The organism is Humibacillus xanthopallidus (genome assembly GCF_006716675.1).
In the GTDB taxonomy this organism is placed as follows: domain Bacteria; phylum Actinomycetota; class Actinomycetes; order Actinomycetales; family Dermatophilaceae; genus Humibacillus; species Humibacillus xanthopallidus_B.
On the sequence record NZ_VFPM01000001.1, the window covers coordinates 1,604,498 to 1,626,152 of the forward strand.

The following is a 21,655-nucleotide window of genomic DNA, read 5'->3' on the forward strand; positions in this document are numbered from 1 at the left end:
CCGGCGGCTGTGGACCGGCCCTCAGCACTCGATGACGTTGACGGCGAGCCCGCCGCGCGCGGTCTCCTTGTACTTCACCTTCATGTCGGCGCCAGTCTCGCGCATCGTCTTGACGACCTTGTCGAGGCTGACGACGTGCGAGCCGTCGCCGCGCAGCGCCGTGCGGGCGGCCGTGATCGCCTTGACCGACGCGATCGCGTTGCGCTCGATGCAGGGGATCTGCACGAGCCCGCCGACGGGGTCGCAGGTGAGGCCGAGGTTGTGCTCCATGCCGATCTCGGCGGCGTTCTCGACCTGCTCCGGCGTGCCGCCGAGCACGGCGGCCATCGCGCCCGCCGCCATCGAGCACGCGGAGCCGACCTCGCCCTGGCAGCCGACCTCGGCGCCGGAGATCGAGGCGGTCTCCTTGTAGATGACGCCGATCGCGCCGGCAGTGAGCAGGAAGCGGACGATGCCGTCACGGTCGGCGCCGCGCACGAAGTTGGCGTAGTAGTGCAGCACCGCGGGGATGATGCCCGCCGCTCCGTTGGTCGGCGCCGTGACGACCCGGCCGCCGGCGGCGTTCTCCTCGTTCACGGCGAGCGCGTAGAGCGTGATCCAGTCCATGCCGCGCAGCGGGTCGTCGCTGCCCGACTCGAGAGCGAGCCGCCGCGCGAGCTCGGGCGCCCGCCGCCGCACGCGCAGGCCCCCCGGGAGCACGCCCTCGGTCGCGATGCCGTTGCGCACGCACTCCTTCATGACGGCCCAGATGTCGAGCAGCCCCTGGCGCACCTCCGCCTCCGTGCGCCACGACAGCTCGTTCTCGAGCATGATGCGCGCGATCGACTTGCCGGTCTCCTTGCAGTGCGCGAGCAGCTCGTCGCCGGTGCGGAAGGGGTGGGCGACCGGCGTCGAGTCCTCGACGATCTTCGTCTGGCCGTCGGCGTTCTCACCGACGACGAAGCCGCCGCCGACGGAGTAGTACGTGTGCTGCGCCACCGTCGCGCCCGACGCGTCGAGCGCGGTGAACGTCATGCCGTTGGGGTGCAGCGGCAGCGTCTTGCGCCGGTGCAGCACGAGGTCCTCGTCCTCGACGAGGTCGATCTCGTGCTCGCCGAGCAGCGAGAGCCGCTTCGTCGCGCGAATCTCCGCGAGGCGCGCGTCGACCGCCCGGGGGTCGCACAGCTCCGGACGCTCACCCGTCAGCCCGAGCAGCACCGCCTTGTCGCTGCCGTGCCCGTGGCCCGTCGCGCCGAGGGAGCCGAAGAGCTCGGACCGCACCCGCGCGACCTGCTCGAGCCGGCCCTCGTCACGGAGCCGCTCGGCGAAGAGCACCGCGGCCCGCATGGGGCCGACCGTGTGCGAGCTCGACGGCCCGATGCCGATCGAGAAGAGGTCGAAAACGCTGAGCGCCATGGTGTCCTGACTTCGTGTCGTCGTTGACGGCGGCCGCCGCGGGGGTGGTGGACGGCCGACCCGAGCCTACGTCCCCGACCCGCGCCGACGCACCACGCCGAGGTATGCCGTCCGCCCCCTCCCCGACACCCCCTACCAGTCGAGTGCCCAGTTTCCTACCGTCGATAAACGGGCACTCGACACACCGACCAGTCGAGTGCCCAGTTTCCTACCGTCGTGAAATGGGCACTCGACACACCGACGAGTCGAGTGCCCAGTTTCCTACCGTCGGGAAATGAGCACTCGACACACCGACCAGTCGAGTGCCCAGTTTCCTGCTGTCGGGAAATGGGCACTCGACGCCGCGTGACGTCGAGTGCTCATGTGCCGACGGCATACAGTCTGGGCCGTGATGACGGAGCAGCCACGCTGGGTCGATGCGACCACCCTTCGACGTGCGGTGTCCGCGGACCGGGCACGGCGTCTCATCCGGCAGGCACTCGTCGATGGGCTCGACCCGGCAGCCGAGCCCGCGCGGACGGCACTGCCTGCGGGTGACGGCCAGCTGCTCGTCATGCCGTCGACGTCGAGGCGCGCCGCCGGAGTCAAGGTCGCCACGGTTGCGCCCGCGAATCCCAGCAAGGGGCTCGAGCGCATCCAGGCCATCTACGTGCTCTGCGACGCAGTGACGTTGACCCCCTCGACCCTGCTCGACGGCGCCGCCCTCACGACCCTGCGCACCCCGGCCGTGTCAGCGGTCGCCATCGACTGCCTTGCGCCGCAGGAGGTTTCGCAGGTCGTCATCCTCGGCAGCGGACCGCAGGCGATCGGTCACGCAGAGGCAGTCCTGGCGATCCGCGCACCGCAGACGATCACCGTGGCCGGGCGCGCCCTCGACCGCGCCCGCTCGGCGGCAAACCGCATCAGGGGTCTCGATGGCGCACCGCGCGTCGAGGCGCTGGCCGTCACCGACCGGCAGGCCCTCGAGGAGGCAGTGCGGGGCGCGGACGTCATCATCACGGCAACCGCAGCGCAGACCCCGGTGCTCGACGGGTCGTGGGTGCGCAACGGTGCGTGCGTGGTGGCCATCGGGTCGCACGAGCTCGACCGCCGCGAGCTCGACAGCGGCCTCATGGGTCGGTCGCTCGTCGTCGTGGAGGACGTCGAGACCGCCCGCCGGGAGGCCGGCGACGTCGTGCTGGCGGTCTCCGACGGTGCCCTCTCCTGGAGCGACGTCGGCACGCTCACCGATCTCGTGCGCGGGCACGTCTCGCGGGCGACCGACCGGCCGAATGTCTTCAAGGGCGTCGGGATGGCCTGGCAGGACCTCGTCGTGGCCGAGCACGCGACGCGGCTGTAGCCGACGCTTTCGTCCTGTCGGGAACTGGGCACTCGACGAGACACGCACTCGAGTGGGCGCGTCGTCACACGGGGTCAGTCGCGGGGGTGGATGACGTCCTCGATCGGCGTCAGCCCGTCGTTGAAGGCGATGATGCGCCGGGCGGTGGTCTCCGGGTGACCGACGACCGAGCGGATCACGTGCGCGACGTTGTCGCGTGACACCGAGCCCGCGGCCACTCCCTCGCCCGTCTCGATGTGCCCGGTCGCGTCCTCGAGCGTCAGGGCGCTGGGACGCAGGATCGTCCACGCGAGGTCAGTGCCCTGCAGGTGCTCGTCGGCAGCGGCCTTGGCCTCGGCATAGGCGTAGAAGCCGTTGTCCGGCGCCACCCCGTGGTCGGGCCCGGCCCCGAAGTAGCTCACCATGACATAGCGCTCGACTCCGGCCTCGGACGCGGCCTCCATCGAGCGGATCGCGGCGTCACGGTCGACGGCATACGTCCGCTCGGGACTGCCGCCGCCGGCACCCGCGGACCACACGACGACGTCGCTCCCACGCAGGGCCTCGGCGATCTCGGCGGTCGCGGCGTGCTCGATGTCGAGCACCAGGGCGGTCGCGCCGGTCGCCTCGACGTCAGCGACGTGGTCGGGGTTGCGCACGACCGAGGTGACCTCGTGGCCGTCGGCGACGAGGAGGGGAGCAGCGAGCAGGGCCACCTTGCCGTGGCCGCCTATGAGCGTGATGCGAGACATGACTCCACCCTCTCAGAGCGGGCTGTGCACCGCCCCCTCCCCAGCAATCGAAAGAGCAGTTCGTCGCCCTTCCACGCGGCCGCGCGGGGCCGCTCGACAGCGACGAACTGCTCTTTCGATTGGGTTGGGTGGGTGGGTGGTCAGTCGGAGCCGCGCCGGCCGAGCAGGATGCCGATGACGAGGCCGACGAACGCCGCCGCGGCATAGCCCGCGTAGCGCTTGACCAGCACCGGCATGACGGCCGACCCGAGGTCGAGCGCGTCGTCCTCCTCGATCGAGGAGGGCACCAGCCGTGGCCCAGGGGGGTATGCCGCCGGGCGCGGTGCCGCTCCACCTGCAGTCCCGGACGTGGCCGGGGCAGCAGGCGCCGGGCTCGGAGCAGCGGCTGCTGCCGCAGACTCCGCCGCGGGACTGATGGCCGTGCCGTCGGCCGTGGCAGCGCCTGCCGCGGCCACGACACCTGCGTCCGTTGCTGCCGCCCCGGCGGCACCGGTCTCAGCCACGCCGGCCTCGGCCGCGCCCGCCTCGGCCGCACCCGCCTCAGCGCCACCCTCGCCGAGCCGCGTCTCGATGCACGCGATGAACGCCATGAGCAGCTTGTCCGACACGTCCTGCATGACGCCCCGGCCGAACTGCGCCGGCTTGCCCGTGACGGCGAGGTCGGTGACGACGTCGGCGCGGGTGCCGGTGCCGTCGGGCGAGAGCTCGATGGTCACCGTCGCCCCGGCCGTGCCGTTGCCGCGCTTGTCCTTGCCCTTGGCCTCGATCACCGCCCGGTGGGCCTGGTCGTCACGCTCGACGAAGGACCCGGAGCCGGAGTAGAGCAGGGCGATCGGGCCGAGCTTGACCTTGACCGTGCCGGAGAAGTCGTCGGCGTTCACCTCCGTCACGGTCGCTCCCGGGAAGCACCCACCGACCTTCTCGAGGTCCATGAAGAGTGCCCACGCATCGTCGACCGAGGTCGGCACGGTGAAGGAGTGCGTCAGCTCCATCCGCCGATCACGCCCCGGCCGCGGCGAGCACCGCGCGCCGCGTCAGCACCGTGGCGAGGTGCTTGCGGTAGTCGGAGTCGCCGTTGAGGTCGGAGGGCGGGTTGGTGCCCTCCGCCACCGAGGCGACGGCCGCACGCACGGCCTCGTCGGTAGCGGGCTTCCCCACGAGCGCCTCCTCGACGGCCTTGGCGCGCAGGGGAGTTGAGCCCATGTTCGTCAGGCCGACCCGCGCCTCGGCGATCGAGCCGCCCTCGCTGCGCACCGTCGCCGCGATGCCGACGATGGACCACTGGTGGCTGACCCGCACGAACTTCTCGTAGTGCGCCCCCCAGCCCGTGTGCTTGGGCACGCGGATGTGGGTGAGCAGCTCGCCCTCGCCGACAGCCGTCGTGAAGAGGTCCTCGAAGAAGTCGTCACCCGCGACCGTGCGGGACGAGCCGCCCGGTCCGGCGATGACGAACTCCGCACCGAGGGCCAGCGCCGGCGCCCCGACGTCACCGGCCGGGTCGGCGTGCACGAGGGCCCCGCCGATCGTGCCGCGGTGCCGGATCTGCGGGTCCGCGACCGTCTGGATCGCCTTGGACAGCAGGGCCGCATGGGTCCCGACGGCCTCGGAGGCCAGCACGGCGGCATACGTCGTCATGGCTCCGATGACGAGGGTGTCGCCCTCCTCGGTGATGCCCTGGAGCTCACCGATGCGGCCGAGGTCGATGACGACCCCGGGCGCGTTGAGGCGCATCCGCAGGATGGGCAGCAGCGACTGCCCACCGGCGAGCACCTTGGCGTCGTCGCCGTGCTCGGCGAGCGCGCGGATGGCCTCCTCGACCGAGCTGGGCGCGATGTAGTCGAACTGTGCGGGGATCACTGGTCGCTCCCTTCGGTCGTCGTGCTGGGACTGCCGGCGCCCGGGTCCTGGTTGGGCGTGGCCTCGTCGAAGTGCGGCGCAGCGTCGCGCTCGCCCTCGTGCGAGACCGGGTGACCGGCCTGGATCGCCTTCCACACCCGCTCGGGGGTGCACGGCATGACGATGTCGTCGACACCGAGCGGGCGCACCGCGTCGACGATCGCGTTGACCACCGCAGGGGTCGACGCGATCGTGCCAGCCTCGCCGACTCCCTTGGTGCCCAAGGTGTTCGTCGTCGACGGCGAGGTCGTGTGGTCGGTGACGAAGCTGATCGTGTCGGCCGCGGTCGGCAGGGTGTAGTCGACGAACGAGCCGGTCACGAGGGTGCCCTGCTCGTCGTACTCCGCGCCCTCCCACAGCGCCTGGGCGATGCCCTGGACGAGGCCGCCGTGCACCTGGCCCTCGACGATGAGGGGGTTGATGATCGTGCCGATGTCGTCGACGCAGACGTACTTGCGCATCGTCGTCGCCCCGGTCTCGGTGTCGACCTCCATGGCACAGAGGTGCGTGCCGTGGGGGAAGGAGAAGTTGTCGGGGTCGAACGTCGCGTCGGCGTCGATGCTGGGCTCCGCCCCGTCGGGGAGGTTGTGCGCCGCGAAGGTCGCCAGCGCGATCTCGGCGATGCCGATGCCCTTGTCGGTGCCCTTGACGCCGAAGCGGCCGGCCTTGAACTCCAGGTCGTCCTCGCTCGCCTCGAGCAGGTGGGCGGCGAAGACCTTGGCCTTGTCGATGACCCTGTCGGCGGCCCGGACGACCGCCTCGGCTCCGACGACGAGCGAGCGGGAGCCGTAGGTGTCGAGGCCGCGCGGGGAGGTCTGCGTGTCGCCGTGCAGCACCTCGACGTCCTCGAAGGGCACGCCGAGCCGGTCGGCGACGATCTGGCTCCACGCCGTCTCGTGGCCCTGGCCGTGCGGCGAGACTCCCGTGACGACCTCGACCTTGCCGGTCGCGAGCATGCGGATGCTCGCGTGCTCCCAGCCGCCGGCGCCGTAGTTGAGCTGGCCGAGGATGCGTGACGGCGCGAGGCCGCACATCTCGGTGAAGGTCGAGACGCCGATGCCGAGCTGGACCGGGTCGTTGCTCTCGCGACGGCGCTTCTGCTCGGCGCGCAGCTCGTCGTAGCCGAAGAGCTCCTTGGCCTTCGCGGTCGCCGCCTCGTAGTTGCCCGAGTCGTAGGTCATGCCCGCGACCGTCGTGAAGGGGAACTCCTCGTGCCTGATCCAGTTCTGCTCGCGCACCTCGAGCGGGTCGCGGCCGAGCTCGGCAGCGAGCTCGTCCATCATCCGCTCGATGCCGAAGGTCGCCTCCGGGCGACCGGCGCCGCGGTATGCGTCGACCCACGTCTTGTTCGTCAGCACCGTCTGGCAGTTGAACTGGTAGGCCGGGAACTTGTAGATCGAGTTGAACATCCACGCGCCGAGCACCGGCACGCCGCCGCCGACGATGGCGATGTAGGCGCCCATGTCGGCGAGCAGCTCGACCTTGAGGCCGGTGACCGTGCCGTCCTTCTCGGCCGAGAGGGTCAGCTTCTGCCACTGGTCGCGGCCATGGTGACCGGAGAGCAGCGACTCGGACCGGGTCTCGGTGTACTTGCAGGGCTTGCCGAGGCGCCGGGCCACGGCGATCGTGGCGAATTCCTCGGGCGTCGTCTGCAGCTTGCCGCCGAAGCCGCCGCCCACGTCGGGCGCGATGACGCGCACCTTCGACTCGGGGATGCCCATCGTCGCCGCGATGAGGAAGCGCAGGATGTGCGGGATCTGCGTGGCCGACCAGACGACCATCTGCTCACCCGTCGGGTCGACGACGACCGAGCGCGGCTCCATGAAGGCGGGGATGAGCCGCTGCTGGCGGAACTCGCGCTCAATGACGACGCCGTCCTCGCGAGCCTTGGCGATGGCGGCGTCGACGTCGCCGCCGGTGCCGGCCTCGGCCGAGTCGAGCTTCCAGAAGGCGGACTTGTTCGTGCCGAGGTCGGGGTGGGCGAGGACCGTGTCGGCCGCCGCCTCCTTGAGGTCGAGCACGGCCGGCAGCTCGTCGTAGTCGACGTCGACGAGCTCGGCGGCGTCGCGCGCAGCAGCCGCGCTGCGGGCGACGACGACGGCGACGATCTCGCCGGCACACGCGACCCGCTCGACCGCGACGGGCAGGTGGGTCGGGGTGACCTGGTCGGCCGTGATCGGCCAGGCGTTGGCGTTGACGCCCTGCACGTCCTTGATGTCCTCGCCGGTGACGACGTCGATGACGCCCGGGGCCGCCTTGGCCTCGGCCGTGTTGATCGCCGTGATCGTCGCGTGGGCGAAGGGGCTGCGCACCATCGCGAGGTGCAGCATGCCGGGCAGCTGGATGTTGTCGGTCCACCGGGTGCGACCGGTGATGAGCCGCTGGTCCTCCTTGCGGCGCCGCGCCTTGCCGATCTCCAGCTCAGGCGCGGTGGTGTCGGTGCGGTCGTCGGTGATCGTCATGAGGACACCGCCTGCGAGCTCAGCTCGCCGGCCGCCTGCTGCACGGCCTTGACGATGTTGTGGTAGCCCGTGCAGCGGCAGAGGTTGCCCTCGAGGCCCTCACGGATCTCCTGCTCGCTCGGGTCGGGGTTGTTCTTCAGCACGTCGCACGCCTGCATGATCATTCCGGGGGTGCAGTAGCCGCACTGGAGGGCGTGACACTCGTGGAAGGCCTTCTGTACCGGGTGCAGCTCGCCGTTCTGCGCGAGGCCCTCGATCGTCGTGACCTCGTGCCCGTCCGCCTGGACGGCGAGGACGTTGCACGACTTGACGCTGGTGCCGTCGAGGTGGACCGTGCAGGCCCCGCAGTTGCTCGTGTCGCAACCGACGACCGTGCCGGTCTTGCCGACCGTCTCTCGTAGGTAATGGACCAAGAGGGTCCGGGGCTCGACCTCGTCGGTGTAGCTCACACCGTCGACGATCACCGTGATTCGACTCATGCTTCATGTCCTCCTGCCGCGCTGCAGTGACTTCCCCGCCCTGAGTCTCGCTGCCGTTCAACTACCTGACAAGGGCTGGGGGCAGACTGGGGGCAGACTGGTCCCCATGACGCTCCACGCCGACGACTACCAGGCCCTCCGCTCGCGCTACGACTCCATGACCTACCGCCGCACCGGCCGGTCGGGGCTCGACCTGCCGGCGGTCTCGCTCGGCCTCTGGCACAACTTCGGCGACGACGTGCCGCTCGAGCGCCAGCGTGCGACCCTGCGCCGGGCCTTCGACCTCGGGGTCACGCACTTCGACCTCGCCAACAACTACGGCCCGCCCTACGGCTCCGCCGAGCGCAACTTCGGCGCCATCTACGCGCAGGACTTCACGCGCTACCGCGACGAGCTGATCCTCTCGACGAAGGCGGGCTACGACATGTGGCCCGGCCCTTACGGCCAGGGCGGCGGCAGCCGCAAGTACGTCCTCTCCTCCCTCGACCAGTCCCTCCAGCGCATGGGCGTCGACTACGTCGACATCTTCTACTCCCACCGCTTCGACGAGACGACGCCGCTCGAGGAGACGATGGGCGCGCTCGACACGGCAGTGCGCCAGGGCAAGGCGCTCTACGTCGGCATCTCGTCCTACTCGGGCCCGCGCACCAAGGACGCCATCGCGATCCTGCGTGAGCTCGGCACCCCGCTGCTCATCCACCAGCCGAGCTACTCGATGCTCAACCGCTGGGTCGAGGAGGACCTCCTCGACGTGCTCGGCGAGGAGGGCGTCGGCTGCATCGCCTTCTCGCCGCTCGCGCAGGGCATGCTCACCGACAAGTACCTCAAGGGCGTGCCGGCCGGCTCGCGAGCCGCTCAGGGGAAGTCGCTGTCGCCGAAGCTGCTCAGCGAGCAGAACCTCAAGCACATCCGTGCCCTCAACCGGATGGCGAAGGCCCGCGGCCAGTCCCTCGCGCAGATGGCGCTCGCGTGGATCCTCCGCGACGAGCGCGTCACGTCGGTGCTCATCGGCGCGTCGTCGGTGCAGCAGCTCGAGAACAGCCTCGGCTCCCTCGACAACCTCGACTTCACTCCCGAGGAGCTCGCCAAGATCGACACCCACGCCGTCGAGGGCGGCATCAACCTCTGGAAGCGCTCCAGCGCCCACTGAGCTCTCCCGAGCTCTCAACCCACCACGTCGGTATGCCGTCCGGCCGTGTCCCCCGGCGAGCTCGCGCCGCGCGTCGGCCGGGGCCGGGCCGGACGGCATACGGGCTGGTCAGTCGGCTGGGGCCGCGAGGGCGGTCCAGGTGTCGACGGCCTGGCTGAGGATGGCGTCGGCGAGGGCGGGCGCGCGGTCGACGTCGCGCGCGGCGATGGCTTCAGCCAGCGGAGCGTGCGGCAGCAGGTCGGCGCGGTCGGCGGCGAGCACGGGGTCCATCGAGTCGGGCCAGGAGTCGATGGCGCGCTCGAGCGAGTTGAGGGCGAGCCGGAAGGCGAAGTTGTCGCTCGACTCGACGATCTCGCGCCAGAAGCAGCGGTCGGCGTCGGGATGGGCGTCGTCGCCGTAGTCGACACAGCGGGCGATGATGCGGGCGTGCGACTCCGCGGTGCCCCGGGTGGCCGCCAGCCGAGCCGCCTCCCGGCCGATGGAGCGCCGCATCTCGAGACCGTCGCGCACGATGGAGGGATCCGGCTCGCCGGCGACGTCGGCGAGGTGGGCGAGCAGGTCGAGTCCGGCCGTGGCCCGCACGTCGCGGACGGTCGTGCGGCCGCCGGGGACGATCCGCACGAATCCGGCGTGCTGCAGGCGCTGCAGCGCCTCGCGGACCGTGTAGCGGTTGACGCCGAACGACATCGCGAGCTCGCGCTCGGGGGGCACGATGTCACCGGGTGCCAGTCGACCCGTGAGGATGGCGTCGCGCAGCTCGGCGAAGACTTCTTGCGTCACCGGCTGGCGCGCGACGGGTCCGAACCCCGAGTGGCTCACGGGGGGTGAGCCTGCCACCCAAGTGGTCACATCTTCAAGTGCCGCCCCTGCGGTCGCCCGGGCTACCGAACGTGCGGCGAAGGCGCCCCAGACCCGCCCCTGCGGTCGCCCGGGCTACCGAACGTGCGGCGAATGCCCCCCGGACCCGGCTGTGCCTCGGCCCGGCCTCACCCCACCTGTCACACGTGGTGGTGGTGGATGGGGCCCTCGGTGACCGCGAGCCGCTCGCCGGCGCCGCCCCAGCGCAGCGCGATGATCTCGGCGGCGATCGAGACGGCCGTCTCCTCGGGGGTGCGGGCGCCGAGGTCGAGCCCGATGGGCGAGCTCATCCGGGCGAGCTCCTCCTCGCTCAGCCCCGCCTCACGGAGCCGCTCGAGACGGTCCTCGTGGGTGCGGCGCGATCCCATGGCACCGATGTAGGCGACCTCCGGCAGGCGCAGGGCGACCTCGAGCAGCGGCACGTCGAACTTCGGGTCGTGGGTGAGTACGGCGATGACGGTGCGCCCGTCGATCCTGCCCTCGTCGACCTCGCCCTGGAGGTAGTCGTGCGGCCACTTGACGACCACCTCGTCGGCACCGGGGAAGCGCGTCTTCGTCGCGAAGACAGGCCGGGCGTCGCAGACGGTGACGTGGTAGCCGAGGAAGCCGCCGACCCGGGCCACCGCCGCCGCGAAGTCGATGGCGCCGAAGACGAGCATCCGCGGCTTGGGGGCGTGCGCCGCCACGAAGACCCGCATGCCCTCGCCCCGTCGCTCCCCGTCGGGGCCGTAGGTGAGGATCGCCGAACGTCCTTGTGCGAGCAGTCCCCTCGCGTCATCGCGCACGGCGTCGTCGGCGCGGCCACTGCCGAGCGATCCGAGCACGGAGGTCGTTTCGTCGCCCTCCTCCTCGGCGTGCACGACGATCCGACGCCCGACCCACGTGGGCTCGGGGTGCTCGATGACGGTCACGACCGCGACCGGGCGGCCCGCGTCGATGTCGGCCGCGACGGCACCGAGCTCGGGGAAGGTCTCGGGTGAGACCTTCTCGACGAAGACGTCGAGGATGCCCCCGCAGGTGAGCCCGACGGCATACGCGTCGTCGTCGCTCACGCCGTAGCGCTGGAGGACCGGGCGGCCGGACGCGACGACCTCCTGGGCGAGCTCGTACACCGCGCCCTCGACGCAGCCGCCCGACACCGAGCCGACGGCCTCGCCGCCGGGCCCGACGAGCATCGACGCGCCGGGCTGGCGCGGCGCCGAGCGCCACGTGCCCACGACGGTGCCGACGCCGACGGTCTCACCGGCCGACCACCACTGCATCAGCTCGTTCATCACCTCACGCATGGGCGACCACCTCGATCAGCTCCTCGAACGTCGCGAGCGAGTGCCCGGCGACGAAGTCGTCGATGTGCGGCAGGGCCGCGACGATGCCCTGCTGCACCGGCTCGTAGCCCACCTTGCCGCGGTGCGGGTTGGCCCAGACGACGCGGTGGGCGAGGGCGGCGAGCCGGCGCATCTGCTCACCGAGCACCTCGGGCCCCTCGCGCTCCCAGCCGTCGGAGAAGACGACGACGACGGCTCCCCGGGCCATGCCCCGCCGACCCCAGCGGTCGAGGAAGGCGCCGATCGAGTCGCCGAGGCGGGTGCCGCCCGACCAGTCCGGGACGACCCGCCCGGCGGCGGCGAGCGCACGGTCGGGGTCACGCTCGGTGAGCGCGCGGGTCACGTGCGTGAGGCGGGTGCCCATCGTGAAGACCTCGACGTGCTCAGCCCGGCGCACGTAGGCGTGGGCGAGGCGAAGGAGGCTGTCGGCATACGGGCTCATCGACCCCGAGACGTCGATGAGCAGCACGACGCGACGGGCGCGCACCCCACGTCGGCGGTGGTGCATGCGGCCCGGCTCGCCCATCCGCCGCAGCTGCTCGCGCAGGGTCGCAGAGCCGTCGAGCGCTCCGGTCGAGGAGCGCACGTGGCGGCGGGCCCGGCGCTGCGGGCAGCGAGGGTTCAGGCTCGCGAAGACGCGCGCCGCGACGGCCCGGTCGGCCGGCGTGAGGCTGGCGACGTCGCGGTGGCGGAGGACCTCCTGGGCGCTCGCCTTGGCCTGCACGGTGTCGGCATCCGCGTCGCCGCCTTCGCCCTCGCCGCTGTCGAGCGGCGCCTGGACGACGGGCGGGCGCACGACGTCGACGCGCTGGCCCGGCTTGATGGCCTCGCCGCCGAACCACCGCTCGAAGACCTCGTCGTATGCCGCGAAGTCGGCGGGCGTCGACGTGAGGGTCGCGCGGCCGGCCCAGTAGACGTGCGAGCGCTCGTCCATGCCGACGGTGGCGACGGCGAGGAGGAAGGTGCGCTCGCGGTCTGCGGTGACGCCGATGCCGGCTGCGCGCAGGGCGCGGGCGAAGCCGAGGAGCAGCTCGTCGGGCGCGGGCTCCGGGGGTGGCGTCCGGGCGGTGAGGTCGATGGTGCCGGTGGTCATGTGCTGCTCACGCGGTGAGGAGCTTGTCGAGCGACGCGCGGATCCGCTCGGAGTCCTCGCGGTACTTCAGGGCAGCGCCGAGGGTCGCGGCGGCGACCTCGGGGTCGAGGCGGGTGGCGCCGACGGTCTCGAGGGCGCGCGCCCAGTCGAGCGTCTCGGCGACACCCGGGGGCTTGATGAGCTCGCCCGACGTGCGGAGGCGCTGGACGAGGGTGACGACCTGCTCGGCGAGGGCAGCGCTGACCTCGGGGAGGCGGGTGCGCACGATCTCGAGCTCGCGGGCGAGGCCGGGGTGGTCGATCCAGTGGTAGAGGCAGCGGCGCTTGAGCGCGTCGTGCAGCTCGCGGGTGCGGTTGGAGGTGAGCACGACGATGGGCGGAGTGGCGGCGCTGACGGTGCCGAGCTCGGGGATCGTCACCTGCCAGGTGGAGAGGACCTCGAGGAGGAAGGCCTCGAACTCGTCGTCGGCGCGGTCGATCTCGTCGATGAGCAGGACGCACGGTGCTTGGCGCAGAGCCTGGAGGACCGGGCGTGCGAGGAGGAAGCGCTCGTCGAAGAGCTCGTCCTCGAGGACCTTCGGATCGCGGTGCTCGTCACGGCTGATGGCCTCGACGGTGCGCAGGTGGAGGATCTGGCGCGGGAAGTCCCAGTCGTAGAGGGCTTGCGTCGCGTCGATGCCCTCGTAGCACTGGAGGCGGATGAGCTGGAGGTCGAGTGCCTGGGCGAGGGCCTCGGCGAGAGCGGTCTTGCCGGTGCCGGGCTCACCCTCGAGAAGGATCGGGCGGGAGAGCCGCGTCGCGAGGAAGGTGATGGTCGCGAGGGCGTCGTCGGCAAGGTAGCCGGTGCGGGCGAGCGCAGTCGTGACGTCGTCGGCACTGGCGAACAGGTGATCCACCCCCTGAGCATCACTCATCGACGCAGGTTGCGGAAGCGGTGGGCCCGTTTGGCGGGATCGGCGAGATCGGCGGCACGGCGGGGTCGCCGGGGCTAGCGCGACGTGCCGAGCTCTTCGGGGGTGTCGGCGTCGCGACCGGTGGCGAGGTCGCCGCACTCCACAAGCTCGTGCGGGGTGCCGCGGAAGTAGTGGCGGGCGCCGTGGTCGCCGACCGCCGAGGCGATGACCGCATCCCAGTGGGCGCGCCCGATGAGCGCCGGGTGCCCGGGGACGCCGTCGTATGCTGCCCGGCGCAGTGTCGCTCGGAGCTCTTGGCTGGTGGGGGTGGTGGGCGTGCGGGGGCTGGGGCTGGCGGGCTGGTGGAGCTCGACCGAGTGGTCGTCGGGGTCGGGGTGCGGGGAATGGGTGTTGTCGACGTGGCGCGGCGCGTCGAGCACGCGGGCGACGACCTCAGGCGTGAGGTCCGGGAGGTCCACCAACGTGACGAGGACCGCGTCGACGCAACCCTCGCCCTCGTGGGTGGAGCGGGTCAGGGCTGTGAGTCCGGCCCGGAGGGAGGCGCCCATGCCCTCGTGCCAGTCGGGACAGGGGACGACGTCGACGTCGCGGCCCAGCGCGGTGACGATGGCGGACACCTCCTGGCCGGCGGCTCCGACGACGACGGTGATGCCCGTGCAGCCGCCGGCGTGGAGAAGGGAGACGGCCTGCTCGACCAGTGTCGGATCGTCCGGGTGCCGTCGGAGGAGCGCCTTCGGCCCGCCCATCCGTTTGCCGGCACCCGCCGCGAGGACGAGGCCGCGGACGTGGGCGGCTCGACCGTGCACGGCGGCCGGATGGGGCGCGTTGAGACTCTCGCTCACCCTTCGAACCTACCCGCGGAGCCAGTGCAAGACGGCCTCAACCAGAGGTGATAGACCGCACTCCGGCGCCCACCCTGGACCCCTCCACGCCGCCCATGTTGAGGCGCCCCTATCGCCGCGTGCCGACCGGCGACAGTCACAGGGACCCACTTCACCCAGGGTCTGTGGCTGGAGCCTGAACGGGGATGAAGCAGAGGGTGGGGTCCCTGGGGGTCCGGGAGTCTTACCCCGCCGGCGTCGCTAGCGTGTCATCGGGTCTGATGAGTAGCCGCTGGGCCAGCTCATTCTGAAGTCGTCCGCTGCGGCGTGCGTGGTGAATTCGAGCACGGAGACCTTGTGCTCGGTCAGGGCCTCGAGGACCTGCTCGGGTCGCACCCTGAAGAACTCGCGGCGTGGGTTGACCTTGTTGAGCCTCTGCTGGGCGAACTCCCGATGGAGCATGGCCTCGATGCTGACAGCGTCGTCGCTGAAGAACAGGGCGTGGACGTCGAACGTGAACGGGACGGAGGCATCTCCGAGCTCGCGGATCCGGTCCATCGGTTCCAACCGTCGTGTCATACCGATTTTGACCACGCCCTCGCCGAAGGCGCCGATGTTGGAGATGACGTAGACGTACCCGGCGCGGATGTTCGCCGCGCGGTAGTCGGCTTCCGCGATCTCGGCGTCGATCCGGTCGAGTTCGGCTTGGAGCGCGTCGGCCGCCTGGGCGTCACCGGAGTCTCGGAGCCGCTGGATCGAGTTGAGGTAGTGCGTCCGTTCCTTCTCCAACCGTTCCTTCTCGCGTTTGATCTCGGCTTCCAGTGCGCGCTGCTCCCGCAGCTCGGCCCGCCGTTCGCGGTCGAGTTCCTTCTCGGCGGCAACGGCCTGCAGGTGCCGGGACGCCAGCTCCAGCTCGCGCAACCGTAGCCAGTGGTAGTGATCGGTCACGCTGAGATCGATCATCTGGCCCTGCTTGGCAATTTGGTCTCGGGCGGTCGACAGTCGCTTCTGCGCTGAAGCGAGGTTGCCGGCCTTGACGGTCTTGACGGCGTTCTCGGCCTCGGCGTTGTAGGCGCGGAGCATGATCCGGCTCATCTGGTTGACGAAGGTGCGGCCCTTGGCGGTGGAGTTGTTGAACGTGAAGTTCGACGTCGCGGTGATGGCGGTTCCCAGCTTGTTCGCCTGCCGTATCTGTGACCTGAAGGACTCAAGCTCTGTCGCCAGCGAGGCAGACGCCTCTGCGGGGTGCTCGAAGTCAAAAAGGCCAACCTCTTCGAGGACGAGTCGGTCGCGGTTGACGATCACCTGTTGGTCCAGCTCGCTGAGCTGGCGTCGCAGTTCAGCGACCTGATGGCGCAGCGCCTCTTCCGTCTGTCGCTGCTCGTCGATGCGGCGCTGCCGGGCGGCCATGTCCAACGCGCCCAGATCGGCCAAGATCGCTTGTAGGCGCGCCACTTCACGGGTGAGCACGGCGTACTCGCTCTGGAGCTCACTGGCGATGCGCTTCGCGTTGAACGTGGTGACCTTCATGGTCGCCGCGTGGGCAGCCGCCTCAGACAGCGGAATCGACGCTCCCGCCACGACAGCTACGGGAGCGGAGTTGGCCCCTCCGTCGTTTGCAGAGGTTCCTGACGCGACCTGATGCCCAGACGAGGACGTGGGAGTTCCACCCTCGGGGACTGTTGCCTCAACCGGGTCGACGGACTGCGAACCGGCGCTGCTTACGTGCTCCGTCCACCTGCCACCATCCCAGTAACGGTGCTCGAACCTCCTCATCGGATCCGGATACCAACCAGCCGCCGTATTGCCCGCCATGCATTTCCCTTTCGACTGGGTCACGCTATTCGACGCCACCAGAGAGCGCACCTCGATGAAAGGCGGCCACCACCTGGAGCGGACCCCGGCGACGCCTCCAGCACGGCAACCACGCAGGGAGCGCCTATCCGCCGCGTGGTGACCATTCTGATCGCGGCCTAAGCACGCGTTGCACCACTCCGCCATGCCCGTCGGCATCTACGTCAAGGGACCATTCCGGAACTCAGTGCGCTACTCGTCGGACCGCGCCATGCCGTCTTCGGCCGGTCAGAGACCGACCGCCTTGACCCCATACCGGGCCTGGGCCAGAGTGAAGCCCTCGAACCTCAACTGATCGATCAGGCCACCCCGCGAGAACGCAGTGTACTCGAGGTAGTCTTTCGCTTTCTTCGCGGCCTGCTCGTTCCAATTCACCTTGATGTGGTCGACGGCGAATGTCGCGTCGGCTTTGGAGAACTGCTCGTACTGCAACTGCTCAATGAGGCCCTTGCGGGAGAACGCGGTGTACTCGAGGTAGTCCTCGGCCTTGGCGACCGCTTGTTCCTGCGACACCGTCATCGCGTTCGCTGCCTTCTCCGCCGCGGCCTCCGCTGCTGCCTTTGCGGCGGCATCCTCCGCTGCCTTCTTCTTGGCCGCCTCGTCTGCCTTCCTCTTGGCCTCTGCGTCGGCTGCGGCCTTCGCCTCTGCGTCGGCTGCGGCCTTCGCCTCTGCGTCGGCTGCGGCCTTCTCAGCGGCTGCCTGGTCGGCTGCGACCTTGTCGAGCGACGCCTGAACCGACGGGTCGACGGCCGGGAAGTTGCCCGGCTCGGAGGTGCTCGCGGCGGCGACCGGCTCCGCGGTCGGTGTCGCGGCGGGCTGCTGCTGGCTCGTAGCACCAATCACGACGAGGACGGTCAGAATGCCCCCAGTCCACAGACCGACCTTCTTGCCTCGACTCATCTTCTTCTTGGGCGCCAGCTCCTCCGTGAGCGCAGCGCTCGAGTACGGCTGGCCCTGCGGAGGCGGAAACCCAGCCTGCGGCATGGGCTGGGTGGGCTCGGTGCCGTCGTTCTGGCCCCAGTAGTCGCTCATAGGTGCCATGTCCCCTGTCTTGGTGTCGTGAGTTGTTCTTGAGGACAGCACCGCTATGTGCGCTTTCGTCCCCTCCCCCCGGACAGTCTCGGCCTACGGGGCGTTTCTGTCTCCGCTTTGGACGAATCACCCGTTCGACCTATGGGCCTCCCGCCTCAACCGACATGAGAGAGGGCGAGGACGGCCTGGCGACGGTCCAACCGGAGGTGCCCCGACCGCAGGGTGGATAGCGGGGAACCTGCCCGATCATCTCCGGCCGCAGGTCCGTGCCTGGTCGTGAGGGAACGGCACCAGCGTCAGCCGCCAGACGTCAAGGTGGCAGCATTGGGTCGGCGCGGGCCAGAGCGGCATTGGTCTTTTCGCACCTGACGGGCGTCCCCACCAAAGTGCCAACAGGTCACAAGCACTGGCGCCCTCCTCGGACGATACTCGGCGCGTTGGACGAGTGGGTGTCGGTCAGCAGGGGCTAACATCTCTCGCTCGATGGTTGACGTAGGCCACCGGTGAAGAGCCCTTCCTTGCCTCGTGCGACCATTCTCTCCTTCGAAGCAACGTGCAGAATGACCGCGCAAGTCACAGGGAGAGTCAAAGTCAATGAAGTTCACAGCAGGCGTCCTTCTCTTCGCGCTCGCGCTCGCTGGTTGCGGCAAGGCAGCCGATCCCACGCGCGCGGTTCCTTCGACGACAACCGCATCAGCACCCACGCGATTTGCAGATGCTCGCGACGCTTGCGGGATCGGAAGCCAAGTAAGCGTGGACGACGGCGGTCGCACGGTCACCGTTAATGGTATCGGCAAGGACGAGATGGGCGCGTCGCTACGGATGGAGCAAACCGACTGCCTCCTGGAGAAGCTCAACGTAAGCAGTGCAGTCAAGAAGCACATGGAGACTACTCGCGCTCTTGACGGACAGCAGACCGACGAGTGGGACGGGATCAAGGCGCGTTGGACCTATCACCCTGACGACGGACTCAATCTCATCCTGCAAGACACGCACTAGTACTCGCAGCTGCCTTCGGCAGCAGGCAGTTCTCAGCGCCTGCCGCCCGCGGCCCCTTTTCGAACCGGTCAGCCCGGCACGTACACCGCCCGGACGGTAGACGGGGTGAGTCCTTCCGCCGCCAGTCGACCTCCGTGGCTCTGGTCAGTGGTCCCGCTGAGCGCGGCGTCCGAGACCAGCGGCAGCCGATTCAGTTGGCGCTATGACTCTTCCCGTGGGTTCCTGTGGGTAGTAGCCTGATGGTGGAGAAGTATCCGGGATAGTGACCTTTGGCGCCGGACGAGGGGGTCGAAAGAACATGGCTGAGAGTAAGTTCCGTTTGGAGAGTTTTTCTTCGGAGGATCTCCCGGATGGACTACAAGTGGTGAAGGAGAGTCCCGAAGGGACGAAGATTCTGGCTTACGTAGAGAACGGACGGATCACTCGTTATGAAGCGGAAGACAGTTCTGGAAACCCGCGTTCGGTCTTCCTGATGAAACAGTCGGCGCCTGCCGTCAGCGCCTCCTTGGATCTCCCCTTCTCTGGTATCTGGGACTGGGTCTGTGTACTTGACGATGTAATGCCGTATTGCGTTCACGATTCGGCCGGACCAAAGTTCTTTCCGCCGGCTTGACGGCCCGCGCACCCCATAGATCCGGAGGTGACAGGAGCACTCGCGCCTGAGCGGGGTATTCCTGTGCCGCAATTACGGGGATCAGCCGTGCGTCACCCCGCTGCCAGTCGAACGCCCCGACGGGATCTTGAGCCCACGTCACCTGCGGCTGACAGCAGTCGGAGAGTCCAACTAGAAAATGCTGGCCACGGCAACGTCGCCGTGTCGGTGGCGTCCCATGTCGCCGTGTCGGTGGCGTCCCATCCCGAGTCAGCGTTGCGCGAGCCGCCAGCGAACCTCTGCGCGCTGCCGCACTCCGAGCTTGCGAAGGACAGCCGCGACATGTGACTTCGCAGTTGTCTCTTTGACCCCCAGAGAAGCCGCAATATCGCGATTGCTCGGTCCGTCGATACGAGCGAGAAGCTCGGCCACCTGACGTTCGCGTGGCGTGAGCGTGGCCAGGACGTCAGGGCCTGCTGCGACGCTGGCGAGCTGCGAGAACTTGCCAAGGAGCATCGAGCACCGAGCGGTTAGCTCATGAATGACAGCACCTGGCGTCGCCGAGTTCTCGAGCGAGCTCTCCAGGACTTCCAGCGAGTGCTGCAGGCCGTGGAGCTCCTGTGCCACGAAGTTGATCAGGTCCTCGGTGGTTGACATCTCCGGACCGCCGAGTTCGGGATAGAGCTCCGCGAGCCCCAGGCGTTCCTTCTCCGTATCGCGGTGTGAGCGAGCCAAGGCGAGTGCGCTGGCGAGCCACTCGAAGGCGCGCGCGTGCTCGTCGGTAAAGGTGTCTGGCTCGGAGCTCAGGACCGCCATGAACCCAGTAACCGGGATGTCGGAGTCAGCGTCCCAAAGGGGCGTGACGATGGCGTCGCGGGAGGTCTCTTGCTCGTCACCGAACATGTAGCCGCGGTTGATGACGGCGCCATCATCGTCGCGGTAACGGTACGTCTTCTGGCTGGCCATCATCCATGCGGTCAGCCCCTTGGGCCCGTAGGGAAGCACCTCGATGGGCAAAGCTTGTCCATGGTCGAAGGTGTAAGGAAAGGCGGTCATGCCCACTCCCGGCCGGATCAGCGCCACGTAGAAGCTGTCGATGCTGGCTAAGCAGTCCATCGCCACGCGAATCGCGGCGTACAGCCGGAAGTCGTCTCCTCGGGGCGCCATCGAGATGGCACGGTCGGCCAAGCGGAGCACGCGTATCGTCGAATCGCTGAAAGGGGCCAAGCCGTCGCCAGCGGAGCGTGTGGTCACAGTGGCCAGTCAACCTGCATTCTGCCGACCGGTCGAGCGTAGCCACCATCATTATTCGGAGGATGCCCCTGCCCACCCGTTGGCGAATGGGCGCCGAGTGCCCGGCGCTTCATTCTGGGATTGAGCGGCCTGATGCGCTAGGGCTGGGCCACCCGCACGGGAGGAGAGTTGGATGAACGTTCGAAAACTGGCTGCAGGGGCGCTCGCGGCCGGCGCCATTCTGGCGGCGAGCGCAGCACCCGCGCAAGCGGCCAACGCTTGTTGCTGGCAGGTCGACTGGGGTCGCACCGGCGGGACCGGCGTCGCGTATCGGAACGCGCCCGCCATCTCGGCGAAGACCGGCGCGTATGGGCTTCCAGCAGGGGCAACTGTTGGCTTGTGGTGCTGGTCGTACGGCGACCGGGTTGGCCCGAACGGCAACAGCCTCTGGTGGCATATCGACGCCTTCGATGGCCGTGGGGACTTCTGGGTCGCGGATCACTACCTGACGACCCCCGCCCCGAACGGCAGGCCGACGCTGACGGGCAACTGTCCTGGGGCCGACGAGACGCCAAATTGACGCAGACGGAAGGTTTCCTGTGCGTCGCGCTGCCCCCGATGACGATCCGGGAGGGGGCGGGGCGGTTTGGAGCATTCCGCCGCGTGCCGACCTCATGCTTGCGAGTCCCACTCCGGAAATAGCCGGCTCTAGGGGCCTCCCACTGACGTCGACGACTCTGGCGGGGTCTGCACCCCGATCGCCTCCGGAGACCGCGGGGTGAGCGCGGCGGGTCGGGCCGTCGGATTCGTTGGGGGGTGTTGCCCTGGATGACAGGAGTGACCGCCTTCGTTACGAAGACGTGTCTCACCACTCACCCAGAGGGCGTTCATCTCAGCGACGGATTCGCTAACCTGCGCGCATGATTACGCGTCGCGGTTGGGTTTGGATATTGGGATTGCTGGGAGCGGCGTCGATCGCCTGGGGGTTTCGCCTGCAGAGCAACGCGAACTTCGACAACGCCGTCCGCGGGTACCTCGGTGTTCGTGAGCGCGGTACGGCGGCTCCCTGGGTCTTCGGCATTCTGGGGGCCGTGCTGCTTGTTATTGCCCTCGGCATCGTGATTGCCGGTTCTCGCCAGCAGGTGACTACGACCATCCCAATGGGATGGCACGACCATCCCGACGACCCGACGAAACTGCGCTACCACGATGGAAACTCCTGGACCAATAGGACTGCTGACAAGACTGCGCAGTAGGGCACGAGTTGGGCGAGGTGGTCAACCGAGAGTCGCCGGAAAGTCCCGGTGTCAATAGTCGCGACTGGCAGCTGGCGGCTTCCACAGCACCGGCATGGGCAACGTGCTCGACGGCGACGACCTCGACCAAGTCAGCGAAGCGACGCGTGTGCGTCTCATCGTCGCGAGTCGGGCGGCGCACAGCAGCACCGAGTTAGGACTGGCGCACTGGAGAATGACGCGTTGAC

Annotated in this window: 21 protein-coding genes and 1 pseudogene; 7 read left to right on the forward strand and 15 right to left on the reverse strand. The window is 69.3% G+C overall.

Annotation, left to right across the window (positions count from 1 at the left end; translation table 11 throughout):
* Positions 1 to 21: 21 nt before the first annotated feature.
* Positions 22 to 1,395, reverse strand: coding sequence for an L-serine ammonia-lyase (locus tag FBY41_RS07030; RefSeq protein ID WP_141842597.1), 1,374 nt, complete (start codon positions 1,393 to 1,395; stop codon positions 22 to 24).
* Positions 1,396 to 1,786: 391 nt separating this feature from the next.
* Between FBY41_RS07030 and FBY41_RS07035 the strand changes: the two genes are divergently transcribed.
* On the forward strand, positions 1,787 to 2,734 hold the full coding sequence (locus FBY41_RS07035) for an ornithine cyclodeaminase family protein (protein WP_141842598.1): 948 nt from the start codon (positions 1,787 to 1,789) through the stop codon (positions 2,732 to 2,734).
* A 74-nt stretch (positions 2,735 to 2,808) separates the two neighbouring features.
* On the opposite strand, the gene FBY41_RS07040 is transcribed toward FBY41_RS07035, so the two are convergent.
* From FBY41_RS07040 to FBY41_RS07060, 5 genes are all read right to left on the reverse strand, one after another.
* Entirely contained in the window at positions 2,809 to 3,465 is a 657-nt protein-coding gene (locus FBY41_RS07040; protein ID WP_141842600.1) for an NAD(P)-dependent oxidoreductase, read from the reverse strand.
* A 140-nt stretch (positions 3,466 to 3,605) separates the two neighbouring features.
* Positions 3,606 to 4,457, reverse strand: coding sequence for an SRPBCC family protein (locus tag FBY41_RS07045; RefSeq protein ID WP_141842601.1), 852 nt, complete (start codon positions 4,455 to 4,457; stop codon positions 3,606 to 3,608).
* Between the two features lie 7 nt (positions 4,458 to 4,464).
* Positions 4,465 to 5,322, reverse strand: coding sequence for an FAD binding domain-containing protein (locus tag FBY41_RS07050; RefSeq protein ID WP_141842603.1), 858 nt, complete (start codon positions 5,320 to 5,322; stop codon positions 4,465 to 4,467).
* The gene (locus tag FBY41_RS07055) at positions 5,319 to 7,823 is read right to left on the reverse strand and encodes a xanthine dehydrogenase family protein molybdopterin-binding subunit (RefSeq protein ID WP_141842606.1); all 2,505 of its coding nucleotides are present in this window, start codon (positions 7,821 to 7,823) and stop codon (positions 5,319 to 5,321) included. The genes FBY41_RS07050 and FBY41_RS07055 overlap by 4 nt, the downstream gene beginning before the upstream one ends.
* The gene (locus FBY41_RS07060; protein WP_141842608.1) at positions 7,820 to 8,302 is read right to left on the reverse strand and encodes a (2Fe-2S)-binding protein; all 483 of its coding nucleotides are present in this window, start codon (positions 8,300 to 8,302) and stop codon (positions 7,820 to 7,822) included. The genes FBY41_RS07055 and FBY41_RS07060 overlap by 4 nt, the downstream gene beginning before the upstream one ends.
* Before the next feature lie 106 nt (positions 8,303 to 8,408).
* On the opposite strand from FBY41_RS07060, the gene mgrA reads away from it, so the two are divergent.
* Positions 8,409 to 9,452: an L-glyceraldehyde 3-phosphate reductase gene (mgrA, locus tag FBY41_RS07065; protein WP_141842610.1), complete on the forward strand. Its 1,044-nt coding sequence runs from the start codon at positions 8,409 to 8,411 to the stop codon at positions 9,450 to 9,452.
* Positions 9,453 to 9,560: 108 nt separating this feature from the next.
* Here the strand turns inward: mgrA and FBY41_RS07070 are convergent, their stop codons facing one another.
* The 8 genes and pseudogenes from FBY41_RS07070 to FBY41_RS07100 all read right to left on the reverse strand — a co-directional run bounded on the left by FBY41_RS07070 (position 9,561) and on the right by FBY41_RS07100 (position 17,348).
* A complete protein-coding gene (locus tag FBY41_RS07070; RefSeq protein ID WP_185748927.1) occupies positions 9,561 to 10,271 on the reverse strand; it encodes a FadR/GntR family transcriptional regulator in 711 nt (236 codons plus the stop codon).
* 179 nt (positions 10,272 to 10,450) lie between these two features.
* Complete coding sequence (locus FBY41_RS07075) at positions 10,451 to 11,596, reverse strand: XdhC family protein (protein WP_141842614.1); 1,146 nt, start codon at positions 11,594 to 11,596, stop codon at positions 10,451 to 10,453.
* The gene (locus FBY41_RS07080) at positions 11,589 to 12,728 is read right to left on the reverse strand and encodes a vWA domain-containing protein (RefSeq protein WP_141842616.1); all 1,140 of its coding nucleotides are present in this window, start codon (positions 12,726 to 12,728) and stop codon (positions 11,589 to 11,591) included. Before FBY41_RS07080 ends, FBY41_RS07075 begins: the two co-directional genes overlap by 8 nt.
* A gap of 7 nt (positions 12,729 to 12,735) precedes the next feature.
* Entirely contained in the window at positions 12,736 to 13,623 is an 888-nt protein-coding gene (locus tag FBY41_RS07085) for an AAA family ATPase (RefSeq protein ID WP_141842618.1), read from the reverse strand.
* A gap of 92 nt (positions 13,624 to 13,715) precedes the next feature.
* Positions 13,716 to 14,483 (reverse strand): nucleotidyltransferase family protein, encoded by a 768-nt coding sequence (locus FBY41_RS07090; protein WP_141842620.1) that lies wholly within the window; start codon positions 14,481 to 14,483, stop codon positions 13,716 to 13,718.
* A gap of 240 nt (positions 14,484 to 14,723) precedes the next feature.
* A complete protein-coding gene (locus FBY41_RS07095; protein ID WP_375869862.1) occupies positions 14,724 to 15,992 on the reverse strand; it encodes a DUF4041 domain-containing protein in 1,269 nt (422 codons plus the stop codon).
* Between the two features lie 186 nt (positions 15,993 to 16,178).
* Positions 16,179 to 16,475, reverse strand: a pseudogene (locus FBY41_RS24245) (DUF2510 domain-containing protein); the annotation flags it as partial.
* A 69-nt stretch (positions 16,476 to 16,544) separates the two neighbouring features.
* Positions 16,545 to 17,348 (reverse strand): Ltp family lipoprotein, encoded by an 804-nt coding sequence (locus FBY41_RS07100; protein ID WP_260439600.1) that lies wholly within the window; start codon positions 17,346 to 17,348, stop codon positions 16,545 to 16,547.
* A gap of 594 nt (positions 17,349 to 17,942) precedes the next feature.
* Here FBY41_RS07100 and FBY41_RS07105 point away from each other — a divergent pair.
* Both FBY41_RS07105 and FBY41_RS07110 read left to right on the forward strand, forming a co-directional pair.
* Positions 17,943 to 18,347 (forward strand): hypothetical protein, encoded by a 405-nt coding sequence (locus FBY41_RS07105; RefSeq protein WP_141842622.1) that lies wholly within the window; start codon positions 17,943 to 17,945, stop codon positions 18,345 to 18,347.
* A gap of 298 nt (positions 18,348 to 18,645) precedes the next feature.
* Positions 18,646 to 18,960: a hypothetical protein gene (locus tag FBY41_RS07110; RefSeq protein ID WP_141842624.1), complete on the forward strand. Its 315-nt coding sequence runs from the start codon at positions 18,646 to 18,648 to the stop codon at positions 18,958 to 18,960.
* 249 nt (positions 18,961 to 19,209) lie between these two features.
* On the opposite strand, the gene FBY41_RS23830 is transcribed toward FBY41_RS07110, so the two are convergent.
* Positions 19,210 to 20,193 (reverse strand): helix-turn-helix transcriptional regulator, encoded by a 984-nt coding sequence (locus FBY41_RS23830; RefSeq protein WP_260439601.1) that lies wholly within the window; start codon positions 20,191 to 20,193, stop codon positions 19,210 to 19,212.
* 172 nt (positions 20,194 to 20,365) lie between these two features.
* Between FBY41_RS23830 and FBY41_RS07120 the strand changes: the two genes are divergently transcribed.
* From FBY41_RS07120 to FBY41_RS23835, 3 genes are all read left to right on the forward strand, one after another.
* Positions 20,366 to 20,752 carry a hypothetical protein gene (locus FBY41_RS07120; protein WP_141842626.1) on the forward strand — a complete coding sequence of 129 codons (387 nt, stop codon included), beginning with the start codon at positions 20,366 to 20,368 and terminating at the stop codon, positions 20,750 to 20,752.
* 340 nt (positions 20,753 to 21,092) lie between these two features.
* Entirely contained in the window at positions 21,093 to 21,428 is a 336-nt protein-coding gene (locus tag FBY41_RS07125; protein ID WP_141842629.1) for a DUF2510 domain-containing protein, read from the forward strand.
* A gap of 94 nt (positions 21,429 to 21,522) precedes the next feature.
* On the forward strand, positions 21,523 to 21,654 hold the full coding sequence (locus tag FBY41_RS23835) for a hypothetical protein (protein WP_260439602.1): 132 nt from the start codon (positions 21,523 to 21,525) through the stop codon (positions 21,652 to 21,654).
* The last annotated feature ends 1 nt before the right edge of the window (position 21,655 follow it).